Source organism: Proteiniclasticum ruminis (assembly GCF_900115135.1).
Classification (GTDB): Bacteria; Bacillota; Clostridia; order Clostridiales; family Clostridiaceae; genus Proteiniclasticum; species Proteiniclasticum ruminis_A.
In genome coordinates, this window is record NZ_FOVK01000024.1 from 1 (window position 1) to 15873 (window position 15873).

Here is a 15873-nt window from a genome sequence, read left to right on the forward strand (position 1 = left end):
TCACCCCAATCGCAATGGACGAAGGACTGAGATTCGCTATCCGTGAGGGTGGAAGAACTGTAGGTTCAGGCGTTGTTACTACCATCAACGAATAAGACAAGTATCATAAAAGGACTGGTTCACCAGTCCTTTTTTATCCTAAATTACAGCGGATGCTGGAAGATCTTAGACCAGGGTTTCCTGAAGACTTCCAAAAAAAAACGCCGTTTTTATTTGACATGACATAGAGCATGTGATAAAGTAATTTAGTAATACCCTGGGCAAAAGGGGTTATTTATGATGTAAATAAAACTATAAAGTACGGAGGTGCTCAAAGTGAGAGTAAGAATGACTTTAGCATGCACAGAGTGTAAGCAAAGAAACTACGATTCCATGAAAAACAAGAAGAACAATCCTGAAAGACTGGAAATGAGCAAGTATTGCAAATTCTGCAAAAAGCATACAACACACAAAGAAACAAAGTAACACAGACTAAGGATGTGATTTCATGACTTCAAAGAGCAAAGGACTTTTCCAATTTGTAAAAGAGACTAAAAATGAAATAAAAAAGATAACCTGGCCCTCCAAAGAGGAAGTTAAAAAAGCAATTGGTATCGTTGCTGTGATCTGTGCAATCTACATTTTGTTCATTGCCATTGCAGACTTTATCTTTAATGGTCTTTTAACTGAAATCTTATTTAAACTGTAAAGAAGGAGGAAGGGGGTAGCATTTTGTCTGCTCCTCTATTTTCGTATGGAAGAAAAAGCACGTTGGTACGTTGTTCATACATATTCAGGTTATGAAAACAAGGTAAAGGTTAACCTTGAAAAGGCGATTGAAAACCGAAATCTTGAACATCTTTTACAAGGTGTTGAAGTTCCTATGGAAGAAGTCATCGAAAGAAAGGATGACAAGGAAAAGGTCGTCCTGAAAAAGAAATTTCCCGGATATGTTCTGGTAAAGATGGTCATGACAGAAGAGTCATGGTACATCGTGAGAAATACAAGAGGTGTTACAGGATTTGTTGGTGCAAAGTCCAATAATCCCGTTCCCTTAACTGATGAAGAGGTGCGCTCCATGGGTATTGCAGAAGTCCATGAAGTGATTGATCTTTCCATCGGTGAAAGTGTCAAGATCACCGCATCACCATTTAAGGGATTCCCTGCGACTATCGTGGATATCAATCATGATAAGCGTAAAGTCAAGGTTGAAGTTGAGATGTTCGGCCGTGCAACACCGGCAGAACTGGACTACAATCAAGTAGAAAAAATTTATTAGGTTTTTTGACCCTTTGGGTCTTAAATAAGTGGGAGGGTAAAATACCCGCAATCTACCACAGTATAGGAGGAATAAACTCATGGCAAAGAAAGTTACAGGAATGATCAAGTTACAGCTTCCTGCAGGAAAGGCAACTCCAGCTCCACCAGTTGGACCAGCTCTTGGACAGCACGGTGTGAACATTATGGGATTCTGTAAGGAGTTCAACGCAAGAACAGCAGATAAGGCTGGTTACATTATTCCAGTTGTAATCACTGTTTACCAGGACAGATCTTTCAGCTTCATCCTGAAGACACCACCAGCTGCAGTATTGATCAAGAAGGCAGCAGGAATTGAAAGTGGTTCAGGTGTACCTAACAGAACTAAGGTAGCTCAGCTTACCAAGGATCAGGTTAGAACCATCGCTGAAACAAAGATGCCAGACCTGAATGCAGCATCCATCGAGGCAGCAATGTCTATGATCGAAGGAACTGCAAGAAGCATGGGCGTTACAATCGTTGAATAAGACAACCTAATCAAGTGGGAGGCAAAAAACCGTTAAAACCACGAAGGAGGCAATATTAATGGGTAAGAATTATGTAGAAAGTGCAAAGCTGATTGACAAGAGCGTATTATACACTCCTCAAGAAGCGCTTGAACTGGCAGTAAAGACTGCTAAAGCTAAGTTTGATGAAACCATCGAACTTCACGTGAAGCTGGGAGTTGACCCAAGACACGCAGACCAGCAGGTAAGAGGTGCGGTAGTACTTCCACACGGAACTGGTAAGACTGTGAAGGTTCTTGTTTTCGCTAAGGGAGCTAAGGCTTCTGAAGCTGAAGCTGCTGGAGCAGATTATGTTGGAGCAGAAGACTACCTTGACAAGATCCAGAAGGAAAACTGGTTTGATTTCGATGTAGTAGTAGCAACTCCAGACATGATGGGTGTTGTTGGTAGACTTGGTAGAGTGCTCGGACCTAAGGGTCTTATGCCAAATCCAAAGTCTGGTACCGTTACATTTGATGTAACCAAGGCCATCGAAGACATCAAGGCTGGTAAGGTTGAATATAGAGTTGACAAGACTTCTATCGTTCACGTGCCAATCGGAAAGAAGTCTTTCGGAGAAGAAAAGCTGAAGGACAACTTCAGAGCGATCATGGAAGCGCTTGTGAAGGCTAAGCCTGCAGCTGCAAAAGGACAGTATCTGAAGTCCGTATCTATTTCTGCAACCATGGGACCTGGCGTAAAGATCAACCCAACTAAGGTTACAGATTAATCTGTTGACTTTACAGAGAGTACATGGTATAATCTCGTAGTTGAATAACAAAATATGCATACTAAGACAGTGGGTGAGTTTCTCATAAGTCCCACCGAGGTGCGAGTACTTTATAGTTTTTAAAACTAAGGTCTCTCCTCGTCTTGGAGAGGCCTTTTTGTTAGGATTTAGTAAGCAGTGTAAAAGCTGTGAGGAGGTGGACACACAGTGAGCAACAGTAACATTTTGGAAGTAAAAGCGCAAAAAGTGCAGGAAATCAGAGAGAAAATGGAAAAAGCCAAGTCTCTGGTACTTGTAAACTATCAAGGAATCAATGTTGAGCAGGATACAGAACTGAGAAGTACGCTGAGAAAGAACAACGTTGAGTACAAAGTCTACAAGAATACAATGGTAACTAGAGCTGCTCAGGAACTGGGAATCGAAGGATTGGAACAGTACCTGGAAGGACCAGTATCCATAGCATTCGGGTATGATGATGAAACTACAGCAGCAAAGCTCATCGCTGATTTCGCAAAAGCGGCTAAGAAGCTTGAAATCAAGGGTGGATATGTTGATGGTAAGGTATATGACGCTGAACTGATGAACCAGCTGGCTAAGATTCCTGCGAAGGAAGTCTTGATCGGAAAGTTCCTTGGAAGCATCAAGAGCCCATTATCAAATCTTGTTTACATGCTGAATGCAGTAGCAGAAAGCAAGGAAGCATAAGAACTAGTCATGGCGAGAAGCCAAAACAAAAATATTTTGAAATATATATGGAGGTGTCTATAAATGGCAGTATCAAGAGAAGAAATTATTGCAGCAATTAAGGAAATGTCCGTTTTAGAATTAAATGAATTGGTTAAGGCATGTGAAGAGGAGTTTGGTGTATCCGCAGCAGCTCCAGTAGCAGTTGCAGGCGCAGCAGATGCTGGCGCAGCAGTTGAAGAGAAGACAGAATTCGACGTAGTTCTGAAGTCTGCAGGCGCAGAAAAGATCAAGGTTATCAAGGCTGTTAGAGAAGCTACAGGTCTTGGACTGAAGGAAGCTAAGGAAATCGTTGACGGAGCTCCTAAGACTCTGAAGGAAGGCGTTTCCAAGGATGAAGCTGATGCACTTGCTGCTAAGCTTACAGAAGTTGGCGCTGAAGTAGAAGTTAAGTAATTAAAGTCTACCTATAAAAAATCCGGTTCTTTGTGACCGGATTTTTTTTTCTATCTGAGGATTTTTCTTATAAAAGTGGGTTTGTATTGCTGGTTTTAATCGGATATTCATCTTGTTTCTGTAGAATACAGAGGAGAGGTGATTTAAATGAGTGTTCTTGGCAATATAATCTGGTTTCTTTTGGGTGGCTTTATCCCAGCGGCGCTATGGTTCTTCTTTGGGCTTCTGTGGTCGGTGACCATTATTGGACTTCCAGTTGGAATCCAGTGTTTCAAAATGGCAGGACTCCAGCTCTTTCCCTTTGGGAAGGAAGTAACCTACGATGGCATGGGTGCAGGATCGTTTCTTGTGAATCTCTTGTGGATTTTCATCGGTGGCATTGAACTGGCTGTGGCCAATGTGGTGACTGGTATTTTACTTTGTGTGACTGTCATTGGTATTCCTTTTGGACTTCAGAGCTTCAAGATGGCTAAGCTTAGCCTGATGCCCTTTGGTGCCAGGGTCATACATGTGAGGTAACGGACTGTTTGGAGGGAGAATTATGATTTTTGACTTCAAGAAAGAGTATAAAGAGCTGTATCGTCCCCAAAACAGTCCAGAGATCATCAGTGTCCCTGCTATGAAGTTTCTTGCGGTGCAAGGAGCTGGCGATCCCAATGAGCGTGAAGGCAACTACAGCAAAGCTCTGGCAGCTTTATATGCTGTTGCGTATACACTGAAGATGAGCTGCAAGGGAGCGTATAGAATTGAGGGATTCTTTGAGTATGTAGTACCGCCATTGGAAGGGTTCTGGTGGCAAGAAGGAGTTCAAGGAGTGGATCTTGAAAACAAGGCTTCCTTCAGCTGGATCTCTGTACTGAGGGTTCCTGATTTTATCTCTCAGAAAGATGTGGACTGGGCAGTGGCGGCAGCCAGCGCCAAGAAAAAAACAGATTTCAGTGAGGTGAAGTATTGGGAGCTGGAAGAAGGGCTCTGTGTTCAGATGACGCATGTGGGGCCTTTTGACACCGAAAGGGATTCTCTTGATCTCATGGAGAGGTTCTTGCTGGAAGAAGGCTATGCGGAGGATTTTGCTCCGGGCAGAATGCATCACGAGATTTATCTTTCTGATATCCGGAAGGTTTCTCCAGTTAAATGGAAAACGGTGCTCCGCCATCCAGTGAGACCAAAGTAAAGGGGATGGAGACAGATCTGATTTTCGTACAGGTGCTGCTGATGTACGCGCGTGGCACCCTGTATTTTTGTGAAAACCAGTTTTTTTTATTGACCAGATGTTAATATTATGATAATATATATAATCGTACTCTTGTAAAAGAGTGAAAAATCGGTTAGAATAGTATACGGGATTTTTTGCGATTGTCGGCGGGCGTCAAGAAAAATCACAATGTATGTCACGTTCCAGAAGTGCAAGGTCCCTAGGGGAGCTATGCGCATTTTCTGGTTATTTTAGTTTATATAAGGGGTGAATGCTAATGGTACATCCTGTTCCAATTTCAACAGGAAAGCGGACGCGAATGAGTTTCGGAAGGGTTAAGGACGTCTATGAAATGCCTAATCTTATTGAGATTCAATTAGATTCCTACAATTGGTTTCTAAGTGAAGGTTTAGATGAGGTTTTCGACGACATTAACCCTATTTCCAATTATGGTGGAAATCTGGTTCTGAAATTCATAGGATTCCATCTGGACCGAGAAAACATCAAGTATTCCATTGAGGAATGCAAAGAGAGAGACGCCACATACTCTGCGCCAATGAAAGTGAAGATTCGTCTGGAGAACATTGAAACCGGCGAAATCAAAGAGCAAGAGGTGTTCATGGGAGAATTCCCAGTGATGACCGAACAAGGAACTTTCATCATCAACGGTGCGGAAAGAGTAATCGTGTCTCAGCTCGTAAGGTCTCCAGGTGTATATTACAATGAAACCATCGATAAGACAGGAAAGAAGCTTTATTCAGCGACGGTAATTCCGAATCGTGGTGCATGGCTGGAGTATGAGACAGATTCCAACGAAGTCATCAACGTAAGAATTGACAAGACCAGAAAACTGCCAATCACAGTGCTTGCAAGAGCAATGGGCTTCAATTCAGATCAGGAGATCCTGGATTATTTTGGTGAGGATGAGCGATTAAAGGCAACCCTTGAAAAAGATAGCACAAACACCCATGAAGAAGGTCTTCTTGAAGTATACAAGAGATTAAGACCTGGTGAACCACCAACCGTAGACAGTGCCACATCCCTTATTGATTCTCTGTTCTTTGATGCAAAGAGATACGATCTTTCTAAGGTTGGCCGCTACAAGTTCAACAAGAAGCTTTCCATTGCGGGAAGACTTGTGAACCAGACAGCAGCGAGAGATGTTGTGAATGAAGAAACAGGAGAAATTCTGGTTTCCAAGGGTGAGAAGATTTCAAGAGAGCTTGCGCATACCATCATGCAGTCCGGTATCAATGTAGTGGACATTATGGTGGAAGATGTCGAAGTCAGAGTCATCGGTAACCATTTTGTACATCTTCATGACTTTGTGTCCTTTGATCCAAAGGAAGTGCACATCAAGGAAATGGTGCATTATCCAACCCTGAAGGCAATCCTGGATCAGGAGCTTTCTGAAGAGGATCTCAAGGAAGAGCTGAAGAAGAGCCATCATGCGTTGGTGCCAAAGCATGTGCTGAAGGATGATATATTTGCCAGCATAAGCTATGAGATCGGCCTTGGTCATGGTGTTGGACATGTGGATGACATCGACCATCTTGGAAACAGAAGACTGCGTTCTGTTGGAGAACTTCTTCAGAACCAGTTCAGAATCGGTCTTTCCAGAATGGAAAGAGTAGTAAAGGAAAGAATGACCATTCAGGATCAGGAGAACATCACGCCACAGGCGCTGATCAATATCCGTCCTGTTACTGCAGCGGTGAAGGAATTCTTCGGATCCTCCCAGCTGTCACAGTTCATGGACCAGACCAATCCGCTGTCAGAACTTACTCATAAGAGAAGACTTTCTGCCCTGGGACCTGGTGGTCTGTCCAGAGAAAGAGCGGGCTTTGAAGTCCGAGACGTACATCATTCCCATTATGGAAGAATGTGTCCGATTGAAACACCTGAAGGTCCGAACATCGGTCTCATCAACTCCCTATCCACCTATGCAAGGGTCAATGAGTATGGATTCATTGAAACGCCTTATAGACTGGTGGAAAAGGGGACAGGAAGAGTAACCACCGATGTGAAGTACTTCACAGCAGATGAAGAAGATGAGCTTCTTGTGGCACAGGCCAATGAACTTCTGGATGAGAACTCCATGTTCATTGATGAGCGTGTTACTGTAAGATTTAGAGAAGATGTGCTGGTTGTGCCAAGAGCAGAAGTGGACCTGATGGACATTTCTCCAAGACAGATCGTATCTGTGGCTACAGCAATGATTCCATTCCTTGAGAATGACGATGCTTCCAGAGCCCTTATGGGTTCCAACATGCAGCGTCAGGCAGTGCCGCTTCTAAAGCCTGCTGCTCCTTATGTAGGTACTGGAATTGAGTATAAAGCTGCGCTGGACTCCGGAGTTCTGCCAAAGGCAAAGAATGCTGGAACTGTCCTTTATGTCAGCGGAAATGAAGTAAAGATCAAGAGAGACGACAACGGCTCTGTAGATCACTATAAGCTTCTGAAGTTCAAGAGAAGCAACCAGGGAACCTGTATCAATCAGAAACCTCTGGTAAGAAAGGGTGAGCATGTGGAGAAGGGTGACCTTCTTGCCGATGGACCATCCACCGACCTGGGAGAAATCGCTCTTGGAAAGAACATCCGAATGGGCTTTATCACCTGGGAAGGATACAATTATGAAGATGCTATGCTGATTTCTGAAGAGCTTGTGCGCGATGACGTCTTCACCTCTATCCATATTGAAGAATATGAAGCAGAGGCAAGAGACACAAAGCTCGGGCCTGAAGAAATCACAAGAGATATCCCCAACGTGGGTGAAGATTCCCTGAAGGATATTGATGAACGCGGAATCATCCGTATTGGTGCAGAAGTCCGCTCCGGCGACATTCTGGTTGGTAAAGTGACACCTAAGGGTGAAACAGATCTGACTTCTGAAGAAAGACTTCTTAGAGCCATCTTCGGTGAGAAAGCGAGAGAAGTGAGAGACACCTCTTTAAGAGTGCCTCATGGAGAAGCGGGTATCATCGTGGATATCAAAATCTTTACAAGAGAAAATGAAGACGAGCTGCCACCAGGCGTGAACATGCTGGTCCGCTGCTACATTGCTCAGAGAAGAAAAATCTCTGTAGGTGACAAGATGGCTGGACGTCATGGTAACAAGGGTGTTATCTCCAGAGTGCTCCCAGAAGAAGATATGCCATTCCTTCCTGACGGAAGACCTCTGCAGATCTGCCTCAACCCACTGGGTGTTCCTTCCCGTATGAATATCGGTCAGGTTCTTGAAGTCCATCTTGGATGGGCGGCTGCGAAACTTGGCTGGCATGTGGCAACTCCAGTATTTGATGGTGCTTCTGAGAAGGACATTGAAGATACACTGGAAAGAGCCGGATTCAACAGAAACGGTAAGACTGTACTGTATGATGGAAGAACAGGCGAACCTTTTGACAATGAAGTTACCGTAGGATACATGTATATCCTGAAGCTTGCGCATCTTGTTGATGACAAGATCCACGCAAGAAGTACAGGTCCATACTCACTGGTTACCCAGCAGCCTCTTGGCGGTAAGGCCCAGTTCGGTGGACAGAGATTTGGTGAAATGGAAGTTTGGGCACTGGAAGCTTATGGTTCAGCACATACCCTCCAGGAAATCCTGACCGTGAAGTCCGATGACGTTGTGGGTCGTGTGAAGACATACGAATCCATCGTCAAGGGGGAGAACATTCCTGAACCAGGTGTTCCAGAATCCTTTAAGGTTCTTATTAAGGAACTTCAGGCACTTTGCCTCAATGTGAAGGTACTTAATGATGAGCGTGAAGAAATCGAGCTGAAGGAAGATTCCGATTATGAGGAAGCAGCCTTGTCCATTAAAGAAATCAAGATTGACGCGCCTGAAGATGTCATTATTGATCTTCCAGAGGAAATCGATGAAAACACCCACATCATCACTGATGAGGATGATTTTGAAGAAGTAAGTTCAAACAGTTTCGCTGATGATTTAGAGTAATTGAAGGGAGGATTACCCTTGATAGAATTAAATAATTTTGATGCCTTGAAGATTGGCCTCGCGTCTCCTGCGGAGATCCGAAGCTGGTCCAGAGGTGAGGTAAAAAAGCCTGAGACCATTAACTACAGAACCCTGAAGCCTGAAAGAGACGGACTCTTCTGCGAGAGGATCTTCGGACCTATGAAGGACTGGGAATGTCACTGTGGTAAGTACAAGAGAGTACGTTATAAGGGTATCGTCTGTGACCGCTGCGGCGTTGAAGTCACAAAATCCAAAGTAAGAAGAGAGAGAATGGGGCACATTGAGCTTGCTGCCCCAGTCTCCCACATCTGGTATTTCAAGGGTATCCCATCCAGAATGGGACTGATCCTTGACATGAGCCCAAGATCTCTGGAAAGAGTTCTTTATTTCGCTTCCTATGTGGTACTGGATCCGAAGGAAACCACCCTCATGAAGAAGCAGATTCTTTCAGAGAGAGAATACAGAGAATACATCGAGCAGGAAGGCTATGAAGCCTTTGATGCGAAGATGGGGGCAGAAGCCATCAAAGCACTTCTCGAGGAGATTAATCTGGAAGCCATGGGAGCAGAGCTCAAAGAAGAGCTGAAGACTGCAACTGGCCAGAAGAAGATCAGAATCGTCAGAAGACTGGAAGTGGTGGAATCCTTCCGTCAGTCTGGAAACAGACCGGACTGGATGATTATTGATGTGATTCCAGTAATTCCACCGGATATCCGTCCGATGGTACAGCTCGATGGTGGGCGTTTTGCCACCTCTGACCTCAATGACCTTTATAGAAGAGTCATCAACAGAAACAACCGTCTGAAGAAGCTTCTTGATTTAGGAGCACCAGACATTATTGTGAGAAACGAGAAGAGAATGCTGCAGGAAGCTGTAGATGCCCTCATTGACAACGGCAGACGAGGAAGACCTGTAACAGGACCTGGAAACAGACCTTTAAAATCCCTTTCTGATATGCTGAAAGGTAAGCAGGGACGTTTCAGACAGAACCTTCTTGGTAAGAGAGTAGACTACTCCGGACGATCCGTTATCGTTGTTGGTCCGGAACTGAAAATGTACCAGTGTGGTCTTCCTAAGGAAATGGCACTGGAGCTGTTCAAGCCTTTTGTTATGAAGAAGCTTGTGAAAAACGGCACTGCGCACAACATCAAGAGTGCAAAGAGAATGGTGGAAAAGATTCAGCCACAGGTTTGGGATATTCTGGAAGAGGTTATTACAGACCATCCAGTGCTTCTCAACCGTGCGCCCACACTGCATAGACTGGGTATCCAGGCCTTCCAGCCGGTGCTCATCGAAGGTAGAGCCATCAAGCTTCATCCGCTGGTTTGTACAGCGTACAATGCGGACTTTGATGGAGACCAGATGGCGGTTCACGTACCGCTGTCCATGGAAGCGCAGGCGGAATCCAGATTCCTGATGCTTGCTTCCGGAAACATTCTGAAGCCATCCGACGGAAAACCGGTAGCGGTTCCTTCCCAGGATATGGTCCTTGGTGCGTATTACCTCACCATGGAAAAAGAAGTGTCTGAAAATGAAGTGAAGATCTTCGCATCGAAAGAAGAAGCACTCATGTCCTATCAGCTGAAGAACGTAACCCTGCAGGAAACTGTAAAGGTTCGTGTTCATAAGAATATAGGCGGAGAAAAGAAATCAGCGGTCATCAAGACGACTCTTGGAAAACTCATTTTCAATGAATCCATTCCACAGGATCTAGGATTCATAGATAGAGAGAATCCGGAAAACGCATTGATGCTGGAAGTGGATTTCCTTGTTGGAAAGAAGCAGCTGGAAAAGATCATCAACAGATGCTACATCAAGTATGGTCCAACCAGAACCTCCGTGATGCTGGATGAAATCAAGTCTCTTGGCTTCCACTACTCCACCATTGGAGCGGTAACCGTTGCGATCTCAGATATGATCGTTCCGGACAAGAAGAAAGAGCTTCTGGCAGATGCAGATGCTACTGTAAAGAAAATTGAAACCATGTTCAGAAGAGGACTCATCTCCGAAGATGAACGTTATGAAAGAGTTATTGACAAGTGGACCAAAACCACCGATGAAGTGGCGGATGCCCTCATGGACTCCCTGGACCGTTACAACCCAATCTTTATGATGGCGGACTCCGGTGCGAGAGGTAGTAAGTCCCAGATTAAGCAGCTTGCTGGTATGAGAGGTCTTATGGCCAACCCATCTGGTAAGATTGTAGAACTTCCCATCAGAGCTTCCTTCGTAGAAGGTCTGAACATCTCAGAGTACTTCATCTCCACTCACGGAGCCCGTAAGGGTAATGCGGATACAGCGCTTAAGACTGCTGACTCCGGATACCTGACCAGAAGACTGGTTGACGTTTCTCAGGATGTAATTGTCCGTGAAGCGGATTGCGGAACTGAAGAGGGTATTTACATTGAAGCCATCAAAGAAGGGGCTGAAGTAGTAGAGACTCTTGGAGAAAGACTCACAGGGCGATATGCTCTGGAAGACATCATCCATCCAGAAACTGGAGAAGTGATGGTGAAGAAGAATGAGTACATCGAGCCGCTAATGGCGGAAAAAATCGATGAAGTTGGCGTGAAGAGAGTGTATATCCGCTCTGTATTCACCTGTAAGACCAAGGTTGGTGTCTGTGGCAAGTGCTACGGTATGAACATGGCAACAGGACAGAGAATCAATATCGGTGAAGCGGTTGGAATCATTGCAGCACAGAGTATCGGTGAACCTGGTACCCAGCTGACCATGAGAACCTTCCATACCGGTGGTGTAGCGGGATCCGATATCACCCAGGGTCTTCCTAGAGTTGAAGAGCTCTTTGAAGCCAGAAAGCCAAAGGGACTTGCAGTAGTATCTGATATCAGAGGTACTGTCAGAATAGATGAGACCAAGAAGAAGAGAGTGGTGTATGTTCTTTCCGAAGATGGAGAGGAATACAGCTACGACATCAGCTTCGGTTCACGTCTCAAGGTCCATGATGGAGATGTCATAGAAGCTGGAGACAGCATCACAGAAGGATCCATCAATCCACACGATATCGCTAGAATAAAGGGAATCAGCGGCGTGAGAGAGTATCTTCTGGCAGAAGTGCAGAAGGTATACAGACTCCAGGGTGTTGATACCAATGATAAGCATATTGAAGTGGTTGTGCGTCAGATGACTAGAAAAGTTCGAGTCTCAGAAGCGCACGATACAACCCTGATGCCTGGTGTTCTTGTAGACATCTTCGATTTCAATGAAGAAAACGACAGAGTACGGGAACTTGGACTTCAGGAGGCAGAAGGAGAGCAGGTTCTTCTTGGTATCACCAAGGCGTCCCTTGCAACAGACTCCTTCCTGTCTGCAGCGTCCTTCCAGGAAACAACAAGAGTACTGACAGATGCAGCGATTAAGGGTAAAATTGACCCGCTGCTGGGTCTGAAGGAAAATGTCATCATCGGTAAGCTGATTCCAGCAGGTACCGGTATGAGAAGATACAACCACATCAAGCTGTCCACAGAAAGAGAAATCGTGGAAATGCCTGAAGTGGAAGATGTGGATTTATTCGACGAGGAATAATTCTCCTTTACATACCAGTAAGATGGTGATAAAATAATCTTTGTGTGATTTTAAGGTGCCGGACCGGGATGATCCCGGTTCGGAAGACCTTTATCTAGAGCCTCAAGGCAAGTCTTTACAATAACTTAAAAAGTATTTAAAGAAAAATGCGCCGAAGTGCTGTAGAATAATCCATGAAAACTGTTGCTTTAGAGCAGATTTTGCTCTAATCTGATGTTGCTATATTTATTTTAATATAGATGATCCACAAAAAACGGAGGTGAAATGATGCCAACTATTAACCAATTAGTAAGAAAAGGTAGAGAAACTGTTATTTACAAGACTGGTTCACCAGCTCTGAAGGAAGCTCCTCAGAAGAGAGGCGTTTGTACTGTTGTAAAGACAACTACACCTAAGAAGCCTAACTCCGCACTTAGAAAAGTAGCAAGAGTAAGACTTGTTAACGGATTTGAAGTTACCGCATACATCGGTGGTGTAGGTCACAATCTGCAGGAACATAGCGTTGTTCTGATCAGAGGTGGAAGAGTCAAGGACCTTCCTGGTGTACGTTACCACATTGTAAGAGGTGCTCTTGACAGCGCTGGCGTAAACGGCAGAATGCAGTCAAGATCCAAGTATGGTGCAAAGAGACCAAAGGTTAAGAAGTAATTACACTTTGTGCAGTGCTATGTTTAGGATATATATTGGAAAATAGTAGGTTTTCATTCATATAGAATATACAGAGCGCTTTGCGGTTTGAATTACCGAGTACCGATGAATTAATTTAGTTAAGGAGGGAAGAAAAGTGCCAAGAAAAGGATATATTGCAAAAAGAGAAGTTTTAGCAGATCCAATGTACAACTCCAAAGTTGTGACTAAGCTCATCAACAATGTAATGGAGGATGGCAAGAAGGGCGTAGCCCAGAAGATCGTTTATGAAGCATTTGCGATCATTCAGGAAAAGACAGGAAAAGATCCTGTTAATGTGTTTGAAGAGGCCATGAACAACGTAATGCCACTACTCGAAGTCAAGTCAAGAAGAATAGGTGGTTCCAACTACCAGGTTCCAATTGAAGTTAGACCTGAGAGAAGACAGACTCTGGGAATCAGATGGATGCTTCTTGCAGTTGACAAGAGATCCGAGAAGTATGCAAGAGAGAGATTAGCTGGAGAGCTGATGGACGCTGCAAACAACACCGGAGCTGCTGTCAAGAAGAGAGAAGACACACACAGAATGGCAGAAGCCAATAAGGCGTTTGCTCACTACAGATATTAATTTTGAGCATAGAACTGTTTTAGCACCGCTAAAGCAGTTTTATGCAATATAATCACGAGAGGAGGAGTCCATGTGGCAAGAGAGTTCCCTTTAGAAAAGTTTCGTAATATAGGGATTATGGCACATATCGACGCAGGTAAAACAACCACCACTGAGCGTATTCTTTTCTATACTGGAAAGACCCATAAAATCGGTGAAACCCACGAAGGGGAATCACAGATGGACTGGATGGCTCAGGAAAAAGAAAGAGGAATTACGATCACTTCCGCTGCTACCACAGCAAACTGGAAGGGACACGTTATTAATATCATCGATACCCCTGGACACGTAGACTTTACCGTAGAAGTAGAGCGTTCACTTAGAGTGCTTGACGGTGCGGTAACAGTTCTTGATGCAAAGAGTGGTGTTGAGCCTCAGACTGAAACAGTTTGGAGACAGGCTGACAAGTACGGAGTTCCAAGAGTTGTGTACATCAACAAGATGGATGCGACAGGAGCAGATTTCTTCAAGTCTGTAGAAACCATCAAGGAAAGACTGCGCTGTAATGCAGTTCCAATTCAGATTCCAATCGGTGCTGAATCAGAATTCAAGGGCGTAGTTGACCTGGTAACTATGGAAGGAATCGTTCACCTAGATGACCTCGGTAAGGAAATCGAAGTAGGACCAATTCCAGAAAGTGTAAAGGAGAAAGCTCAGGAATTCAGAACTCTTCTGGTAGAAGCAGTGGCAGACCTTGATGAGGAACTGACCATGAAGTACCTGGAAGGGGAAGAAATCACTGTAGAAGAAATGAAGGTTGCCCTTAGAAAGGGTACCATCAATAACCAGATCGTCCCAGTTATCTGCGGTTCTTCTTATAAGAACAAGGGTGTACAGGAAATGATCGATGCAGCAGTTGATTATCTGCCATCCCCAGTGGATATCCCAGCCATCGCTGGTGAGTCTCTGGAAGGTGAAGAAGATTCAAGACAGGCATCTGACGATGCACCAATGTCTGCTCTGGCATTCAAAATTGCCACAGACCCATTCATCGGAAGACTGGCATTCACCAGAATCTACTCCGGTGTGATGACTTCCGGTTCTTATGTGCTTAACTCCACAAAGAACAAGAAGGAAAGAATTGGACGTCTTGTAAAGATGCATGCCAACCACAGACAGGAAATCGAAGAGCTTAGAGCTGGAGATATCGGTGCTGTTGTTGGTCTGAAGGATACCACTACTGGAGATACACTATGTGCGGACAATGCGCCAATCATTCTGGAATCCATGGTATTCCCAGAACCTGTTATCCGTGTAGCTATCGAGCCTAAGACCAAGGCTGGTCAGGAAAAGATGGGTATCGCTTTGGCAAAACTTGCTGAAGAGGATCCAACTTTCAAGACTTACACCGATCAGGAAACAGGACAGGTCATCATCGCTGGTATGGGTGAGCTTCACCTGGAAATCATCGTTGACAGACTTCAGAGAGAATTTAAAGTAGAGTGTAATGTAGGTGCTCCTCAGGTTGCTTACAAGGAAACCATTACTCAGGCTGTTAAGGCTGAAGGTAAGTTTGTAAGACAGTCCGGTGGACGTGGACAGTATGGACACGCAGTCATCGAACTGATTCCTCATGAAGGAGAATATACCTTCGAAAATGGTATCGTAGGTGGTGTGGTTCCAAGAGAATACGTACCAGCTGTTGACCAGGGTATCCGTGAGGCATCCCAGGCAGGTATCATTGGTGGTTACCCAACCATCAACTTCAGAGCTAGAATCGTTGACGGATCCTACCATGATGTAGACTCCAACGAAATGGCATTTAAGATTGCTGGATCCATGGCGTTCAAGAACGCAATGGCAAAGGCAGCACCTCAGATTCTTGAACCAATGATGAAGGTTGAAGTTACCGTCCCAGAAGAATACATGGGAGATGTAATTGGTGACATCAACTCCAGAAGAGGTAGAATCGAAGGTATGACAGACAGAGCAGGTGCTAAGGTTGTTGCATCCTTCGTTCCACTGTCTGAAATGTTTGGTTACGCAACCACACTGAGATCCAAAACTCAGGGTAGAGGTGTGTACGCTATGGAATTTGACCACTATGAGCCAGTTCCAAAGAGCATCCAGGAAGAAATTGCTGGAAAGAAGAGAGCATAATCTTAAGATATTAAGGAGGAAAGAAACATGGCAAAAGTAAAATTTGAGAGAAGCAAGCCACACGTAAATATCGGAACCATCGGTCACGTAGACCATGGTAAGACC

13 protein-coding genes, 2 pseudogenes and 1 other annotated feature are annotated in these 15873 nt (G+C 44.5%); all 15 genes and pseudogenes read left to right on the forward strand.

The window, feature by feature from the left end; genetic code table 11:
• Positions 1-95: pseudogene (locus BM243_RS14635) on the forward strand (elongation factor Tu); the annotation flags it as partial.
• Positions 96-315: 220 nt separating this feature from the next.
• On the forward strand, positions 316-465 hold the full coding sequence (gene rpmG, locus BM243_RS14640; protein WP_031577571.1) for a 50S ribosomal protein L33: 150 nt from the start codon (positions 316-318) through the stop codon (positions 463-465).
• A 22-nt stretch (positions 466-487) separates the two neighbouring features.
• Complete coding sequence (gene secE / locus BM243_RS14645) at positions 488-688, forward strand: preprotein translocase subunit SecE (protein ID WP_074913318.1); 201 nt, start codon at positions 488-490, stop codon at positions 686-688.
• Between the two features lie 45 nt (positions 689-733).
• The gene (nusG, locus tag BM243_RS14650) at positions 734-1258 is read left to right on the forward strand and encodes a transcription termination/antitermination protein NusG (RefSeq protein WP_074913321.1); all 525 of its coding nucleotides are present in this window, start codon (positions 734-736) and stop codon (positions 1256-1258) included.
• 79 nt (positions 1259-1337) lie between these two features.
• Positions 1338-1763, forward strand: coding sequence for a 50S ribosomal protein L11 (gene rplK, locus BM243_RS14655; RefSeq protein ID WP_074913323.1), 426 nt, complete (start codon positions 1338-1340; stop codon positions 1761-1763).
• Positions 1764-1821: 58 nt separating this feature from the next.
• Positions 1822-2511, forward strand: coding sequence for a 50S ribosomal protein L1 (gene rplA / locus BM243_RS14660; protein WP_074913325.1), 690 nt, complete (start codon positions 1822-1824; stop codon positions 2509-2511).
• 43 nt (positions 2512-2554) lie between these two features.
• Positions 2555-2680 (forward strand) — a sequence feature (ribosomal protein L10 leader region).
• Between the two features lie 38 nt (positions 2681-2718).
• Positions 2719-3216, forward strand: coding sequence for a 50S ribosomal protein L10 (gene rplJ / locus BM243_RS14665; protein ID WP_031577577.1), 498 nt, complete (start codon positions 2719-2721; stop codon positions 3214-3216).
• A 63-nt stretch (positions 3217-3279) separates the two neighbouring features.
• Positions 3280-3651, forward strand: a complete 372-nt coding sequence (gene rplL / locus BM243_RS14670) for a 50S ribosomal protein L7/L12 (protein ID WP_074913328.1) — start codon at positions 3280-3282, stop codon at positions 3649-3651.
• Between the two features lie 147 nt (positions 3652-3798).
• Complete coding sequence (locus tag BM243_RS14675) at positions 3799-4170, forward strand: YccF domain-containing protein (protein ID WP_074913330.1); 372 nt, start codon at positions 3799-3801, stop codon at positions 4168-4170.
• 22 nt (positions 4171-4192) lie between these two features.
• Positions 4193-4825, forward strand: a complete 633-nt coding sequence (locus BM243_RS14680; RefSeq protein ID WP_074913332.1) for a GyrI-like domain-containing protein — start codon at positions 4193-4195, stop codon at positions 4823-4825.
• Between the two features lie 298 nt (positions 4826-5123).
• Positions 5124-8616 (forward strand): annotated as a pseudogene (gene rpoB / locus BM243_RS14685) (DNA-directed RNA polymerase subunit beta); the annotation flags it as partial.
• A 209-nt stretch (positions 8617-8825) separates the two neighbouring features.
• On the forward strand, positions 8826-12374 hold the full coding sequence (gene rpoC / locus BM243_RS14690) for a DNA-directed RNA polymerase subunit beta' (protein WP_074913336.1): 3549 nt from the start codon (positions 8826-8828) through the stop codon (positions 12372-12374).
• Positions 12375-12641: 267 nt separating this feature from the next.
• Positions 12642-13022: a 30S ribosomal protein S12 gene (rpsL, locus tag BM243_RS14695; protein WP_031577583.1), complete on the forward strand. Its 381-nt coding sequence runs from the start codon at positions 12642-12644 to the stop codon at positions 13020-13022.
• A 136-nt stretch (positions 13023-13158) separates the two neighbouring features.
• Positions 13159-13629, forward strand: coding sequence for a 30S ribosomal protein S7 (gene rpsG / locus BM243_RS14700; protein WP_074913338.1), 471 nt, complete (start codon positions 13159-13161; stop codon positions 13627-13629).
• 72 nt (positions 13630-13701) lie between these two features.
• Positions 13702-15768, forward strand: a complete 2067-nt coding sequence (gene fusA / locus BM243_RS14705; protein WP_074913340.1) for an elongation factor G — start codon at positions 13702-13704, stop codon at positions 15766-15768.
• Positions 15769-15873 lie beyond the last annotated feature (105 nt).

Bases quoted from the DNA above. Each gene is read 5' to 3' on its own strand.
- secE (WP_074913318.1), top strand. From the start codon at position 488: ATGACTTCAAAGAGCAAAGGACTTTTCCAATTTGTAAAAGAGACTAAA.
- nusG (WP_074913321.1), top strand. From the start codon at position 734: ATGGAAGAAAAAGCACGTTGGTACGTTGTTCATACATATTCAGGTTAT.
- rplK (WP_074913323.1), top strand. From the start codon at position 1,338: ATGGCAAAGAAAGTTACAGGAATGATCAAGTTACAGCTTCCTGCAGGA.
- rplA (WP_074913325.1), top strand. From the start codon at position 1,822: ATGGGTAAGAATTATGTAGAAAGTGCAAAGCTGATTGACAAGAGCGTA.
- rplL (WP_074913328.1), top strand. From the start codon at position 3,280: ATGGCAGTATCAAGAGAAGAAATTATTGCAGCAATTAAGGAAATGTCC.
- BM243_RS14675 (WP_074913330.1), top strand. From the start codon at position 3,799: ATGAGTGTTCTTGGCAATATAATCTGGTTTCTTTTGGGTGGCTTTATC.
- BM243_RS14680 (WP_074913332.1), top strand. From the start codon at position 4,193: ATGATTTTTGACTTCAAGAAAGAGTATAAAGAGCTGTATCGTCCCCAA.
- rpsL (WP_031577583.1), top strand. From the start codon at position 12,642: ATGCCAACTATTAACCAATTAGTAAGAAAAGGTAGAGAAACTGTTATT.